Below are 14,477 nucleotides of genomic sequence, written 5' to 3' on the forward strand. Positions count from 1 at the left end.
GCGCGCCCGGTTGCAGGGCTTTTCTTCTTACCCCTACCGAAATACGCCGGGACAACCGGGACAACCGGGACAAACGCCGGAAACCCTTGCCAATAGGGCGTCTAGTGTTTCCATTCTGCATATTTACGCCGGGACACAGCCGGGACACGCCGGGACACTTCAGAATCAGGACGTTGCATGACGGGCGCAGGGCTACAAATACGGGCGCGCCATCGCGTCCCGCATCGCCCCCCGGCGCGTTCGCTTTGGGGATGTACCGGCAGCTCATAAGCCCGGCCATCTGTCCCGCCCTGGTCGCTGGTCGGGGTCGCCCGGCTGGGGTTTGAAACCCTCGCAGCGGCGCAGCCAATCCGGGGCGGGTGCATAGGTCCGGCTGGCGACAACCTCCCGGCGGGCGACCGCCAGGCAGCGCCCATTGCCCGCCAGATTGCCGCACTCCGCACAGCGCCGCCGGTTGTCCCCGCGCCGCTCGGGGTCGCCAATGCCAGGCAGTCCGGCCGGCATGCCCGCCCCCTCGCTTGCTGGCGTCTTTGCCTGTCCCGCATCGGGCAGCGCCGGGGGCCGGGCATCGCCCCCGGATAACATGCCGTCCCAATCAATCATCGTCGGACTCAAACAGCGCCGGCAGGATATGAACCACGCGGGCGCGCCCCTCGGTCGGCAGGCTCTCACGGACCAACCACGGGCGGTCCGTTTCGCTGCCCTTGCGGCAATACCCCTTGGCGACCAGCAAACGCCCCACGGCCGCCGCGTCGTATCCCTTGCAAACCACGCCGCGCCAAGCCTCGTTAAACAGGAAATACTCTTGGCTCTCGTTGCCCTCGGCATCAAGGCAGCCGCGCCGATAGCCGGCACGGTCCGGCTTGCCCGGCGCGTGTTTGTCCGTGTCGTTCGCCGGCCGGTCCCAATCCGTGAAAGCCGATTCGCCCTTGCGCCGGATAAATTCGCGGACTTGGCGCAGCATGGCCTTTTCTTCCTGGTTCCCTTGCCCGCCGCGCCGCGATAGCCAGGCACTAAAACAGGTGCGGGCCGCTTGCAGCGCCTCGCCAGGCTGCCAGCCGGTAATCCCCCATTTGGTCGCCAGCTCACCCGCCGCCCCGACCAGGGCAAAGCGCCCGGCAACCCGCCGCGCTTGCCCATGCGCCGCGTCGTTCAGGCAATGCGCCTCAAACTTTCGTTGCGCCTCGCGGACCAGCTCGGGGACCGCCTCTTGATTGCTTGCCAGCTTCGCAACGAAGGCATGAAACGCCGTTCCGTAATGCCGGCGGGCGGCCCGGTCTAGCGCCATGGCAAACTCGCTGCCGGTCGCGTAATCATGCAGATTCTCGAACACCCCCAAGCCGGCCCCGGCATCGGCCGGAATCTCTGCCAGGCGTAGTTCCTGCCCGGCTCTCGGGGTCTTGCCGATTTCCCCCAAATGCTCAGACAGCCCGATTTCACCGCATGACAGGAACAGCAGCCGCCAGCTTGCCCGGTCCCGCGCGCCGCCGGTCCGCGCCGCCCGGCTCTTGCCGCTGCCGTTCGCCAGCATGTAGCAGGTTTCGCCGGCCTCGCGGGGTTCCATTTGGGCCAGCTCATCAAGCAACAGGGGCGCGTCACAATGGGCGCTCGCCAGGGCTTCCAGGCCGTTTGACGTTGCCCGCCAGCGTTGCATGTAATCCGCGCCGCCGCACACCGAAGCGGCAACCCGTAGCGCCGTCGTCTTGCCGTCGCTGGAATTGCTGCGAAAGTGAAAGCCGCCGGACTCAGCGCCAATCAGGAACAGCAAGGGCGAAGCGAAGCACACGGACACCGCAAACAACAGCCGGGAATTGCCGCCGCACAGGCGCGCAACCTCGCGTTGCCATTCGTTCAGGTTGCCGCGCATGGCAAAGGTATGCACCGGCCCGCCCTCGCTTTCGTAAATCCACGCCCCCGCATTCGGGCCGATAGCGCCGCCAGGCAAGACAAACGCCGCGCCCTCGGGGCCGGCATCATGCCAGCCGGTCCGCTGGGTTACGCGGGCGCGCGCTTTCGGGCTGGCAGTCTGCAAGTATTCGACCAGCGCCGGCCGGCCGCGCGGCGCGATCCGCAAGCCCTGGTCAAGCAACAGCCCTGCAACCTCGGCACCATCGCCGCGAAAAAGCGCCGCCGGAATAATCACCCGGTGCGGCGCGCGGTCGGGGTCGTCAAACTCGCAGAGCAAACCCCAGCCGGCGTTTTTTGGGTCCCGCACCATTGCGGCAACATGCAGCGGCGCGCACACCCAGCGCCGGGCGTCGTCTTGTCCAACCTGCCAAACGCCCTTGGCGTCCACCTGAAAGCGCCCGCTCTTGGGGGCCTCGCTGGCGTCCGTCGCCGCTGCCTTGCCGGCGGCCGGCTGCACCGGGCGCAGCGTGTCGGGGTCTTGCATCAATAGCGCCGCATGGGCAGCGGTCCAACCACGGGCGACCAAATCGGCCGCGTCGTCACCATTGGCCAAGGGTTCGCCATCGGCCAGCGGCGCAACCCCCTCCGCCTCGATAGCCCGCCGGGCGAAGGCTGCCAGGTTGAAAACTGACACTTTCCCGGCGTTGACCGCAGCCAGCGCCGCCGCAATATCCCGCATAGCCTTTTCGCCGGGCGCGTCGGCATCAGGCCAAAGCAAGCATTCACGGCCGGCCAAGGGCCGCCAATCCGCCTTGGCGACCGCTTGCGCCCCGCCTTGCCAGGTAATCACCGGGTTTTCAGGGAACAGCAGCGCCGCCGCATCGCGGGCTTTCTCGCCCTCCACGATCAGCACCGGGCCGGGCTTCGCCGCCAGATCGGGCAAGCCCAGCAACGGACGCGGCGCGGGCGGGGCCTTGAATTGCCATTGCTGCCGGCCATCTGAAAAACGCCACAGGGTCAAGGGCGAAAACTGCTTGCGCTCGCCTTTTGGCTCATAGCGATCATGGAAGAAGCACAGCGCGCCGGCCGCGTCCGTGTAAGCCCAGCGCGCCGCCGGCTTGCCGTGTCGGGAATGGACAGCCGGCGGGGCCGGGGCATCCTCGGGGACCGGCATAACGCACGCCGCGCCATCGGTCGGCGGGGCTTCCGGCTGCTTTTTCTCGGGGCTTGATACCCTACCCCGGCCCGCCTCGCGTTCGCCCGGCTGGCGTTGATTCTGGCGGTCTGATTTGGCGATCCCGAGATAATCCGCCAGCCGTTCCGCCGCTTCGATCTGCCGGCAGTCCAGGACATAGGCAGCCAGGGCGACCAAATCCCCGCCCCGGTCGTCTGTAGCGAATTCGGACCACGCCCCGGAATCGCGGTTAATCGACAGGCTGCCGGGCTTGTGGTCATTCCTGGTCGGGTTGATCGGTTGATATTCGCGCGCCTGGTTCTTTCCGCCGGACAGGCCAAGCAAACCCATAACCCCGTCGAAGTCCGCCAGCGCCGCCGCTGCGACCTTGCCGATAAAGTCATTCGCCATCGCCGGCCGCCCCTCTGGCAGCGCGCCGCGCCTTGCGGGCGCAGCTCCGACAAACCCCGGCGTTCATTTCCTCCCAATGCTCCGCAAGGTCAGACAAGCCGGACAACAGGGATTCATCAAGGGATTCCAGCCGCCGGTCAAAGACGGTAGCCAGGTCCGACAGCCCGCGCTCGCTGGCGTCCGCCAGGGCTTCCAGCCCCTCGGAAAAGACCCAGCTCTGATATTCGCGCGCTTGCGCTTCGATCATTGCGGCAACCAACGGGGCGAACTGGACAGCAAAGGCGGCCGGCTCATTTGCCAGGGACTTTTCAAGCCCTAGACGCTCGGCAAGCAAACGCAGCGACGCGCAAAGATAATTGCTCGCAGAATCGCCGGCTTGGCGCGTAGCATCGGATGCCGCGAAACCAACACGGGCCGCGCTCATTTCGCCCCCCCGGCCGCGTTGATTTTCGACTGAATCCAGGCGTCGACCGCAGCAGCCGGCAAGGCGCTTGCCCGCTCGCCAATCTTGACCAGCGGACCCAGGCGGCCGGCCTTGATCTCTCGATAGACTTGGGAAACCGAAACACCCATGCGGCGCGCGGCCATAGGGACGCGCTCGATAGCCGGGCGCGCGGCTGCACTCTCGTTGGTTTGGTTTTGCATGATTCACCTTTCAATGGCACGGCAAAGCGCCGTGCGGTGAATCATCCGAATCCGATAGCCGCCCCGAAACGGCCTAAAAAATTATCGGCCGGGCCGAATAATCGAAATAATTTTCGGCCCCCTACGGGCTTTCAGCTCCGCCAGCCCGTCGCCCGGCTCAAACTCACCCAGGACAATACGTACAGCAGGAAGGCTAGCTACACGCTCGCCCATTCCCGATTCCCAGGCAAGCGCCCCATACCCGAGAATTTCCAGCCCCCCGTCTGGCGTTTCGTAAACGGTTGGTCTTTTAATCAGGATGGAACATGCCGGCGGGCCTTCGCCGGCCGTCGAATCGTCAATGATGCAGTGCAAGTCTTTTTCGAGATCAAGGCCAATTGCCGCCGCAAGCGGATTGCGGATTTTTCGGATTTTGTCGCCCCCGGAATACTTGAATTCGGCTGCTATCTGGTCGTCAGACTCGCCTTTTTTTTCCCCGAGTTCCGCACATCGCAGCGCCCACGCCAGCAATGCCGCCATATGCTTTTCATCGGCGCGCGGCCGGCCGGGGCCTTTGGCATCTGGCAGCGCGCTAAGCGGAAATCCATCAATACTTACTTGGCCGATACGCCGGCCGGCTTTGTTCAACAACGCCCCCGAGATCAACCCCGTTTGCCCTTCACGATGCAGAATTTTGAAGTCGACAGACCCTAAAAAATGGTCAGGCGCGCTAGCTTGCCCTATTAAGGAAATTTCAGCCGCCAGGGGGTTTTTCTTGCTCACTACCACGGCCGGCCCTACCGATAAAACCGCGCCGCCGGGTAGCTCTCGCGTATTTTGGCCTTGACCGCTTCCCGGTCGCCAGCTCGCAGGAACATTTCAACCGGCGCGGAATGGGTCGATTCGTCACACGCCCAAAACAGCGGCGCGCCAAGCCCCCAATACGCCCCGCCCTGGTCATAGCCGCCGGCATCAATCCGCAGGCGTTGCAGGTGGAATTTATACGGCAGATCGGCCGGGCCGGGCTTGGCGGCCCTGCCCATATCCGCGCCCCGGCTGGAAAAGGCTTTGGCTAGCGTCTTGGTTTGCTCTTTCATGCCGCCAGCCTCTCGATTCCCTCATACTCGCCCGCCCTAGTCCTGGTCAGCTCCCACAGGTCTAGCGCCTCTTGCATTCGCAGCCAGCTTTCCGGCGTCGTTCCAGTCAGCTTGCCCAGGCGGATAGCCAGATCAGCGGACAAGCCGCGTTTTTCGTGCAGCAGTTCGGAAACCGTCAGGCGCGAAACCGCCAGCCGGCGCGCGAATTCGGTTTGGGTCATACCCAGGGCCGGCAACACATCCTCACGAAGAATCGCGCCGGGGTGCGTCGGCTTGCGGTTGGGGTTGCGTAGGGTCATCAGTGGTAATCCTCCAAATCAACGTCGACGGCATCTTCGCCGTCGAAAGCGAACGTGATTCGCCAATTACCCGACACGCTCACGGCGTAACGCTTGGGGTCAAAACCCGTCAGTCCGTGAAAGGCGAAGCCCGGCAGGTTCATATCCTCGGGACGGCCGGCGGAATCCAGGCGGTCTAGCAGGCGCTCGATTCGGGGGCCGTGTTTGGCGTTTATGCCGCGCTTGTCCCCCTCCGAGAAAAACCGCAACAGCCCTTTGTGTCGAATGCTGCGAATCATCGGGACATTGTAATGCAATACATTACAAACACAAGCTGCTCAGGCTTGCCGGACGCTTACGGCAACCGCCAGGGCCTCGGCATAGGCCAGCCGGGCGCGATGCACAAGGCGCAGGGCATGGGCAGCCGCAACAGCGGCCGATTCCTGCCGGCATTCCACAGCATCGCCCGCGAAATCCTTTTCAACCGCCAGGCGCAGCAGGTCTAGCACGGCCTCGGCTGCCATCAGGTCGCCAAGCGGGCCGGCCGGCGGGTAATCCGGGGGCTGTGCCTCGCTCGCCTTGAACGTGGTCAGCACGGCGTCAAATGACGTTTCGCGGGGGCGCTCGATTGGCGCAACCGGGACAGCCACACGGGCAGCTTTCGCCATGTTTTCACCCTCTCATTTCATCACCGCGCCGGCCTTCCGGGACGGTCCCGGCAGTGCCCTTGCGCGGCATTTCGCACGGCCTGAAACGTCCTGATAACGAATTGTCCCGGCGTGTCCCGGCTGTGTCCCGGCGTAAATATGCAGAATGGAAACACTAGACTGCCTATTGGCAAGGCTTTCCGGCGTTTGTCCCGGTTGTCCCGGTTGTCCCGGCGTATTTCGATAGGGGTAGGGAGAAAAGCCGGTGTTTTTCATGCGCTGCGCTTGCCGGACTTGATCGGAATAACCTTGTCCGCCTTGCCCTTTTCACATTGCGCCAATAGATCGGCCAAGGCCCCCAGCGCCGCCCGCCGTTCCTCGAAATAATCATGCACGTTATAGACCGCCTCGATACCCTTGGCCGGCTTGTGGTTCAGGCACATTTCGGCAATGTAGGGGGCGACACCTAGGGCCGCCAGATGTGTGCGGGCCGTCCGGCGCAGATCGTGCACGGTGAATGGGTCAAGGTCAGATTTCAGCATGTACAGCGCATGGTTCAGGGTCGTTTCGCTCATGTGTCCGGTCGTCTTGCCGGGCATGGTTCGCTGCATCGGGAAAACGTAGGCATTGAAGCGGCGCGCCGCCTGTTCTTTCAGGACGGCAAGCACCCAGGGCGACAGCGGAATGCGGATTGCTTCCTCGGTCTTGGTCCGCTCGGCTGGGATATGCCATTCACCGGCCGCCAGGTCGAATTCGTCCCAGGTTGCTTTCAGCAATTCCATTTTGCGGACGCCGGTAGCCAGCAACAGCTTTAGCGCCGCTGCCGAATGGGGCGGGAAATTGGGCTGGGTCTGCATGGCCTTGAAGAACTTGACCAACTCGGCACGGGACAAGACACGACTACGCGGCCCAACTTTGCCGCCAAGGTCTTTCCAGCCATAGGGGGCGGCCGGATTCGCCGCGATGATATGGCGCTTCATGGCGTAGTCGAAAAGCGCCTTGGTCAATTGCAGGGCCTTGCGGGCGGTCTGCACGATGCCGCGATCCGTCAGGGGGCGCAGCATGGCGTCTACGTCCGCCGGCCTGACTTCCGTTACTTGCAACCGCCCCAGCTTTGGGAGAATGTGCAGGGCAAAGACCCCCGAAACCTGTTTCGGCTCTTTCCGCTGCCCTTCGATCTGCCGGCCGTACCAATCATCGTACAGAGCTTGCACGGTTTCCGTTTTCGCCAAGACCGCCGCCCGCGCCGCCGCCCGCTTCTGGTTCTGTTTGGCCTCGGCAACGTCGATACCCTTGGCAACCTCTACCCGTTTTTCTGCCGCCAGCTCGCGGGCCTTGGTCAGGGTCAGATCGGGGTAACGCCCCAGGGTCAATTCCTTTGCCTTGCCGGCGAAGCGATAGCGCAGCGTCCACGCCGCCGTTCCCTTGGCGGAAAGGGTGAAGGTCAAGCCGTCACCATCGGTTTTGGCAATTGGCGCGCCGGCCTTGATCCAATTCCGCAGCTCAACATCAGTCAGCTTTCCCACGGCAAAACCTCCTAGCCACACAGAGTTTCAAAAGCTACACAGCATTTCGTGTAGTCAGATCATTAGCCACCTGCCTAGCTACACACAAATTATGCGCTGTCTAGCTACGTTACGCAACGAACAGACATAAAAAAACCCGGAAAATCCGGTTGTTAGTTGTTTAGCTGCGATGTTGTGAAACGTCCTGAAACAGCATCAAAGGGTTTTGAACAGCACCTTGGAGCGCCGCTGATAGTTGTACATGTCGCGCTTTCTGGCCGGCAGGTCGTCGACCGTGCCCAGCTTGAAGCCGCGCTCGACGAACCAGTGCTCGGTGCGCGTGGTCAGCACGAACAGGCGCTTGATGCCGGCTTTTTTGGCCCGGCGCTCGATGCGTTTCATCAACTGTTCGCCGTAGCCCCATTCGCGGTGCTCGGGGCCGACCGCCAGGCAGGCGAGCTCGGCCTCCTCGTCGGAATGACTGTAGAGCGCCGCGCAGCCGACAATGATTCCGTCGTGCTCGACGATGGAGAAATGCTCGATCTCGCGCTCCAGCAGTTCGCGCGGACGATGGACGAGGATGCCTTCGGCCTCCATCGGCTCGATCAGCGCGATCAGCGCACCGATGTCGTCCGGCTTGGCTTCGCGGATGCTTTCCAGGGATTCGCGGGTGACGACGGTGCCGACCCCGTCGTGGGTGAACAGCTCGCGCAGCAGCGCACCGTCCTGCCCGAAGCCGATCAGGTGCACGCGCCCGACCCCGCCGCGGCTGGCGCGCAACGCGCAGGGCAGGTAGCGGCGGATGTCCGGCGACAGCCATTCGCCGGTCGTCATCAGCTCAGCCACTTCGTCGGCGGTCATCGCGTCGCGCAACTCCCCGGAAGGATCGGTGACGCCCTGGCTGTCGGTCAGGTAGACCAGCTTGTCGGCGCGGATGGCGACCGCCACCCCCTCGGCGGCTTCCTCCATCTGCAGGTTGAAGATCTCGCCGGTCGGCGACGGCCCCTCGCAGTTGAGCAGGACGATGTTGCCGAGGCCGAGCTGGGCGTTGATGCCTTCGGCATCGACCTTGCGCACCTTGCCGGCGTAGTGCATGTCGATGCCGTCGAGGACGCCGATCGGCTGGCCGGTGATGAAATTGCCGCCGATCACGCGGATGCGGCTGTTGGCCATCGGCGTGTTGGGCAGGCCCTGCGACAGCATGGCCTCGATCTCCAGATAGACGCTGCCGACGGCGTCGAGCACGCAGTCGAGCGTTTCGGCATCGGTGATGCGGTAGCCGCGGTGGTATTTCGACTCCAGGTTCTTCTCGCGCAGCTCCTCCTCGATCTGCGGCCGCGCGCCGTGCACCAGCACCAGGCGGATGCCCAGGCTGACCAACAGGTTGACATCGTAGGCCAGCGTCTTGGCGAACTCGCTGGCGACCGCCTTGCCGCCGAAGGCGATGACGAAGGTCTTGCCGCGAAAGGCGTTGATGTAGGGCGTGACCGCCCGGAACCAGGAAACGAAGTGTTCGTCGTAAGGGGTATCGCTCATTTCCGTGCGTATTTTCCGTCGTCGATTTTCAGCGCGCCCTCGAGGCGTTCGCAAATGGTTTTCAGCACCTTGGCGCGTGCATAGTTCTTGTCGTTGGCCTCGACCAGGGTCCACGGCGCGAGGCCGGTCGAGGTGCGGTCGACCATGTCGCAGGCGGCATTCACGTAGTCGTCCCAGCGCCCGCGGTTGCGCCAGTCCTCCTCGGTGATCTTGAAGCGCTTGAAGTCGGTCGCCTCGCGCTCCTTGAAGCGGCGCAACTGCTCGTCGGCGCTGATCTGCAGCCAGAACTTGACGACCACGACGCCGGCCTCGACCAGCTGGTGTTCGAAATCGTTGATCTCGGCGTAGGCGCGCAGCCAGTCCGCCTCGGAACAGAAGCCCTCGACCCGCTCGACCAGCACCCGGCCGTACCACGAGCGGTCGAAGACCGCCATCCGGCCGCTGCGCGGAATATGCCGCCAGAAACGCCAGAGGTAGGGCTGGGCGCGCTCCTCCTCTGTCGGCGCGGCGATCGGGATGATCTGGTACTGGCGGGCGTCGAGCGCCGCCGCCACGCGGCGGATGCTGCCACCCTTGCCGGCTGCGTCGGAGCCCTCGAAAACCGCCACCAGCGAGCGTTTGCCGATAAAGCGCGGATCGCGCACCAGTTCCGAAAGCTGTGCCTGGTATTTGGCCAGGTCGCGCTCGTAGGCTTTCTTTTCCAGCTTGCGCGTCAGGTCGAGCTCACTGAGCACGGTCTTCTGGTCGATGGTCTGGATCACCGGCGGCGCCACCGGCACCTGCTGGCGCCCCTGCTGCAGGCGGCGCTGTATGGCGTCGAGGACGATGCGTCCGACGGTCAGCGAACGGTAGGCGTCATCGGTGCCCTCGACGATGATCCACGGCGCCTTGGCGGTGTTGGTCACGCGCAGGACATGGCCGGCGACCTCCTGCAGCTTGTCGTAGGTTTTCAGGCGGTCGTAGCTCTCCTTGGTCACCCGCCAGGCGGTGCGCGGATTGCTCTCCAGCGCCTTCAGGCGCTTCTTCTGGCCGTCCTTGGAAAGATGGAACCAGAACTTGAGCACCAGCGCCCCCTCGTTGACCAGCATCGCCTCGAAGCGGTTGATGTTGTCGAGCTGGTCATCCATCTTGGTGCGCCGCATTTCGCCGGCGATGCGGTCGGTGATCGGCTGCGAATACCAGGAACCGGCGAAGATGCCGACCTTGCCGCGCGGCGGCAGCGCCCGCCAGTAGCGCCACATGTAGGGCCGCGATCGTTCCTCGTCGCTCGGCGCCGAAAAGGCCAGGGTCGAGATGTGGCGCGGGTCCATCCACGAATAGAGCAGGTTGATGGTTTCGCCCTTGCCGCTGCCATCGACCCCGCTGATCAGGATGACGACCGGGAAATCCTTCTTCTCCAGCATGTCGTACTGGACGTCGAGCAGCGCAGCGCGCAGCTTGGGCACCTCCTTCTTGAAGGTTTCCTTGTCGATGGTGTGGCCCAGTTCCGCCGATTCAAACATGGCTCATCCCCCCCTGAAATCGCCCCACAAGGCCTGCATCGCCGCCAATGCCGCCAGCGCCGCCGTCTCGGTGCGCAACACACGCGGCCCAAGCCCCACCGCCTGGAAGCCGACCTGCTGCGCCGCGACGATCTCCTGCGGATCGAGCCCTCCTTCGGCGCCGATCAGCATCTGCACATTGCGCACCGGCGGCAGGTCGGCCAGCGCCTGCCCGGCGTCCGGCGCCAGGATCAGGCGCAGCGCCCCGTCCGTCGCCGGCCGTGCCAGCCAGCTGTCCAGTCTTGCCAGCGGCGCCACCTGCGGCACCTGGTTGCGCCCGCATTGCTCGCAGGCCGAAGCCGCCACGCCTTGCCAGTGTGCCACCCGCCTGCCCGCCCGTTCGCCGGCCAGGCGCGTGACGCTGCGCCGGCTGTCGACCGGCACGATATGGGTGACGCCCAGCTCCACCGCCTTCTGGATCGTGAAATCCATCTTCTCGCCGGCTTGCACGGCCTGGATCAGTGTTACCGCCAGCGGCGATTCGCGTTCCACGTCGCGCCAGGCGCCGAGTGCCGCCACCACGCGATCCCTTTCGATACGTTCGATGCGCGCTTCATACTCGCCGCCGCGCCCGTCGAACAGCACCACCGCCGCCCCCGGCGGCAGCCGCAAGACCCGCACGGCATGGCGCGCCACCGGCTCCGGCAGATCGATGTGAGCGCCCGGTGCGAGGGCTTCCCGGCAGTAAAAACGAGGCAGATTCATCGGTGCTATTATGGGCGAAATAGATGCCCAGGGGAAAAACATGGTTGCCTTGAATCCGCCCGTCTGCGACTTCGGACTGCCGGCCACCGCCTTCGACCTGCCGGGCACCGACGGCAAGCGCCACACGCTGGCCGACTGCCGCGGCCCCAACGGCCTGCTGGTGATGTTCATCTGCAACCACTGCCCCTTCGTCCAGGCGGTCATCGACCGTATCGTCCGCGACTGCCGCGAACTGTCCACCCTCGGCATCGGCAGCGTGGCGATCATGAGCAACGATGTTGCGGTCTACCCCGAAGATTCGCCCGAAAACATGGCGCAACTGGCCAGGCGGCTGGATTTCCCCTTTCCCTACCTTTACGACGAATCACAGGCCGTCGCCCGCGCCTACGGCGCCGTATGCACGCCGGACTTCTTCGGCTACAACGCCAAGCTCGAACTGCAGTACCGCGGCCGCCTCGACGCCTCGGGCCGCAACCCGGCGCCGCCCGACGCCCCGCGCGAACTGTTCGCCGCCATGCGCCAAATCGCCGAAACCGGCCTCGGCCCGCGCCAGCAGACGGCGTCGATCGGCTGCTCGATCAAGTGGCGCGCCGACTGAGGCCGCGAGAGCCGCACACCCGCCGCGCGGCGGGGTAAAATCCACGGCTTTGTCATTGCCGCCGGGAGAAAACATGGCACAGCGCACGCTGGCTCGCTACCTCATCGAGGAACAGCGCAACAAGGGCGTCATCACCGCCGACCTCAAATTCCTGATCGAAGTGGTTTCGCGCGCTTGCCAGGCCATCTCCATCGCCATCGGCAAGGGCGGCCTCGGTGGCGTGCTCGGCGAGGCCGGCAGCGCCAACGTGCAGGGCGAGGCACAGAAGAAGCTCGACGTGCTGTCCAACGAAATCCTGCTCGACGCCAACGAATGGGGCGGCCACCTCGCCGCCATGGCCTCCGAGGAGATGGACCTGCCGCACACCATCCCGCACCGTTACCCGCAGGGCGAATACCTGCTGCTCTTCGATCCGCTCGACGGCTCGTCCAACATCGACGTCGACGTCTCGATCGGCACCATCTTCTCGGTGCTGAAATGTCCCGAGGGCGCCGACCTGTCCACGCCGGAAGCCTCCGAAGCCGCCTTCCTGCAGCCGGGCACGGCGCAGGTCGCCGCCGGCTACGCCGTCTACGGCCCGACCACGGTGCTGGTGCTGAGCGTCGGCGACGGCGTCACCTGCTTCACGCTGGACCGCGAACAGGGCGGCTTCGTGCTGACCCAGGAAGCCATGCGGATTCCCGCCGACACCGCCGAATTCGCCATCAACATGGCCAACCAGCGGCACTGGGAAGCCCCGGTGCAACGCTACGTCGCCGAAATGCAACAAGGCAAGGACGGCGCGCTGGGCAAGGACTACAACATGCGCTGGGTCGGCTCGATGGTCGCCGACGTGCACCGCATCATGACGCGCGGCGGCATCTTCATGTACCCGCTCGACGCCAAGACACGCGACAAGGGCGGCAAGCTGCGCCTGATGTACGAGGCCAACCCGATGGCCTTCCTGATCGAACAGGCCGGCGGCGCCGCCAGCACCGGCCGCCAGCGCATTCTCGACATCGAACCGGATAGGCTGCACCAGCGCGTGCCGGTCATTCTCGGTTCGAAGAACGAGGTGGCACGGGTCGTCGGCTACCACGGCTAGCGTCCCGTTCTTCGCGCGGCGGCATCACTTCCGCCGCGCAACGTCGTCGATGCGATCGAGCGCGAACCCGGCGACGACACCGACCAGCCGGTTGCCAAGGCGAATCGAAAAATAAACGCTGTCGGTGATTTTCAGATGCACCTCCTCGATGGCGCGCACCGGCGCTGCGATCGGCTCGATCCGCGCCAGCAGCGCATAGGGGCGGCGCGTCATTTTCCTGTGCGCGTCGCCGACGGCCACCGCCGCGGCTTCGATGGCGTCTTCGAGCAAGTCCTTGGCGCCGCGGATCTGGCGCAGGGTTTCGGGGTCCATGCAAAGTCCTTTCAGGCGCTCGCGCACCACGTTCTGATCTGGTTGTAGACGGCGTCGTCGTGCGCCAGCTGCATGTGGTCGATACCAGGGAACACCCTGACGTTTTCGCCGGCCTGCGGCGGCTGCACCAGGCCATCGCCGAAAAGCCGGGCAGCCAGATGCTCCGGGTCGTCGGTGACGGTGCCGGCGATCATGTAGTGCTGCGCACTGGCCAGCCAGGGGCCGGCGGCGATGCCGGCGACGCCGTCGAGCACGGTGCCGTGGCGCAGATCCTTGATGCCCTGACTGCGCTGGCTGGCGACGTCGCCGAGCAGATGGGTCACCGGATGGGGAACCGCGTGCAACAGCGAATTCACCAGATGGCCGATCTTTTCCAGCGCCGCACCTTCGTGTGGTGTGCCAATGTAGAAGATGCGGCTGACCTTGCCGACCCAGGCGGCACCGCGCTCGGCGCCGAAATGGCAGGCGCCGCGCAGGACCAGCCCGCCCATGCTGTGGCCGAGCAGGACCAGTTCCTCGACCGGGTGCGGATAGGTGGCCAGCAGTTGTTCGAGCAGCGTGTCGAGCGACTTGCCGTTGTAGGGAATCGGCAGGCCGGTGTTGTAGCGCAGGAAGAAGGGCGTGAAGCCGAGATCGGCGTGCAGCGCGCTGCCATAGGAACGCCCCGGATTGCCGGGATAACCCCAGGCGCCCTCGTGACAGCACAGGCCATGCACCAGCACGCACAGCCTGGCGGACGGGGCCGCAATCGCGGCGGCCAGCGCCACCGGCGTCAACGGCAACGGGCGGTTGTCCTGATAGAAGGCCATGTCGATGGCCAGGCCGTTGTCGCGCTGGCTCAAGTAATCGCCGAAGCAGCCATTGACGATGCTGGCCAAGGTCGCCCCCAAGCCCGGTGCGGCGGCGGGTTTCTCTTCGGCGTCGGCCATGGTTCTTTCCCCCTTTCCGGCAAGCGGCCGGACAGGTGCACCGTACGCCCGAATCCGCAGCTTGAACAGTGGCGGGGGCGCGACACCGTAGTGTCGCCGATTGCGTGCCAGACTATCCAAAACACCACCTTTTGAACGATAATTCCACTTTTTTCCGGGCGCCCCCTACAGGCAGGGAAAAGGCGTAA

At 64.7% G+C, this 14,477-nt stretch carries 16 protein-coding genes; 2 read left to right on the top strand and 14 right to left on the bottom strand.

All coding sequences use genetic code 11. From position 1 onward, the window contains the following. Window positions 1-595: 595 nt before the first annotated feature. From GH660_RS03570 to GH660_RS03625, 12 genes are all read right to left on the bottom strand, one after another. Complete coding sequence (locus tag GH660_RS03570) at window positions 596-3,433, bottom strand: DUF927 domain-containing protein (RefSeq protein ID WP_153145185.1); 2,838 nt, start codon at window positions 3,431-3,433, stop codon at window positions 596-598. Continuing rightward, window positions 3,423-3,857, bottom strand: coding sequence for a hypothetical protein (locus GH660_RS03575; protein ID WP_153145186.1), 435 nt, complete (start codon window positions 3,855-3,857; stop codon window positions 3,423-3,425). Before GH660_RS03575 ends, GH660_RS03570 begins: the two co-directional genes overlap by 11 nt. After that, entirely contained in the window at window positions 3,854-4,078 is a 225-nt protein-coding gene (locus tag GH660_RS03580) for an AlpA family transcriptional regulator (protein WP_153145187.1), read from the bottom strand. Before GH660_RS03580 ends, GH660_RS03575 begins: the two co-directional genes overlap by 4 nt. An 81-nt stretch (window positions 4,079-4,159) precedes the next feature. Next, complete coding sequence (locus tag GH660_RS03585; RefSeq protein WP_153145188.1) at window positions 4,160-4,840, bottom strand: hypothetical protein; 681 nt, start codon at window positions 4,838-4,840, stop codon at window positions 4,160-4,162. Window positions 4,841-4,854: 14 nt separating this feature from the next. After that, complete coding sequence (locus GH660_RS03590; RefSeq protein WP_153145189.1) at window positions 4,855-5,154, bottom strand: hypothetical protein; 300 nt, start codon at window positions 5,152-5,154, stop codon at window positions 4,855-4,857. Next, a complete protein-coding gene (locus GH660_RS03595) occupies window positions 5,151-5,453 on the bottom strand; it encodes a HigA family addiction module antitoxin (RefSeq protein ID WP_153145190.1) in 303 nt (100 codons plus the stop codon). Before GH660_RS03595 ends, GH660_RS03590 begins: the two co-directional genes overlap by 4 nt. Next, window positions 5,453-5,731, bottom strand: a complete 279-nt coding sequence (locus tag GH660_RS03600) for a type II toxin-antitoxin system RelE/ParE family toxin (protein WP_153145191.1) — start codon at window positions 5,729-5,731, stop codon at window positions 5,453-5,455. The genes GH660_RS03595 and GH660_RS03600 overlap by 1 nt, the downstream gene beginning before the upstream one ends. 39 nt (window positions 5,732-5,770) lie before the next feature. Then, window positions 5,771-6,100, bottom strand: coding sequence for a hypothetical protein (locus GH660_RS03605; protein WP_153145192.1), 330 nt, complete (start codon window positions 6,098-6,100; stop codon window positions 5,771-5,773). A 251-nt stretch (window positions 6,101-6,351) separates the two neighbouring features. Continuing rightward, window positions 6,352-7,605, bottom strand: a complete 1,254-nt coding sequence (locus tag GH660_RS03610) for a site-specific integrase (protein WP_194266218.1) — start codon at window positions 7,603-7,605, stop codon at window positions 6,352-6,354. A gap of 195 nt (window positions 7,606-7,800) precedes the next feature. Next, the gene (gene argA / locus GH660_RS03615) at window positions 7,801-9,120 is read right to left on the bottom strand and encodes an amino-acid N-acetyltransferase (protein WP_153145194.1); all 1,320 of its coding nucleotides are present in this window, start codon (window positions 9,118-9,120) and stop codon (window positions 7,801-7,803) included. Continuing rightward, window positions 9,117-10,622, bottom strand: a complete 1,506-nt coding sequence (gene pap, locus GH660_RS03620; RefSeq protein WP_153145195.1) for a polyphosphate:AMP phosphotransferase — start codon at window positions 10,620-10,622, stop codon at window positions 9,117-9,119. The genes argA and pap overlap by 4 nt, the downstream gene beginning before the upstream one ends. 3 nt (window positions 10,623-10,625) lie before the next feature. Beyond that, entirely contained in the window at window positions 10,626-11,366 is a 741-nt protein-coding gene (locus GH660_RS03625; RefSeq protein WP_153145196.1) for a 16S rRNA (uracil(1498)-N(3))-methyltransferase, read from the bottom strand. A 40-nt stretch (window positions 11,367-11,406) separates the two neighbouring features. Between GH660_RS03625 and GH660_RS03630 the strand changes: the two genes are divergently transcribed. Further along, a complete protein-coding gene (locus GH660_RS03630) occupies window positions 11,407-11,964 on the top strand; it encodes a thioredoxin family protein (RefSeq protein WP_153145197.1) in 558 nt (185 codons plus the stop codon). 73 nt (window positions 11,965-12,037) lie between these two features. Then, the gene (locus GH660_RS03635; protein WP_153145198.1) at window positions 12,038-13,048 is read left to right on the top strand and encodes a class 1 fructose-bisphosphatase; all 1,011 of its coding nucleotides are present in this window, start codon (window positions 12,038-12,040) and stop codon (window positions 13,046-13,048) included. A 24-nt stretch (window positions 13,049-13,072) separates the two neighbouring features. Here the strand turns inward: GH660_RS03635 and GH660_RS03640 are convergent, their stop codons facing one another. Further along, window positions 13,073-13,360 (bottom strand): hypothetical protein, encoded by a 288-nt coding sequence (locus GH660_RS03640; RefSeq protein ID WP_153145199.1) that lies wholly within the window; start codon window positions 13,358-13,360, stop codon window positions 13,073-13,075. 11 nt (window positions 13,361-13,371) lie between these two features. Then, the gene (locus GH660_RS03645) at window positions 13,372-14,289 is read right to left on the bottom strand and encodes an alpha/beta fold hydrolase (RefSeq protein WP_153145200.1); all 918 of its coding nucleotides are present in this window, start codon (window positions 14,287-14,289) and stop codon (window positions 13,372-13,374) included. Between the last annotated feature and the right edge of the window lie 188 nt (window positions 14,290-14,477).

This window comes from Dechloromonas sp. H13 (assembly GCF_009469615.1).
Lineage (GTDB): Bacteria > Pseudomonadota > Gammaproteobacteria > Burkholderiales > Rhodocyclaceae > Azonexus.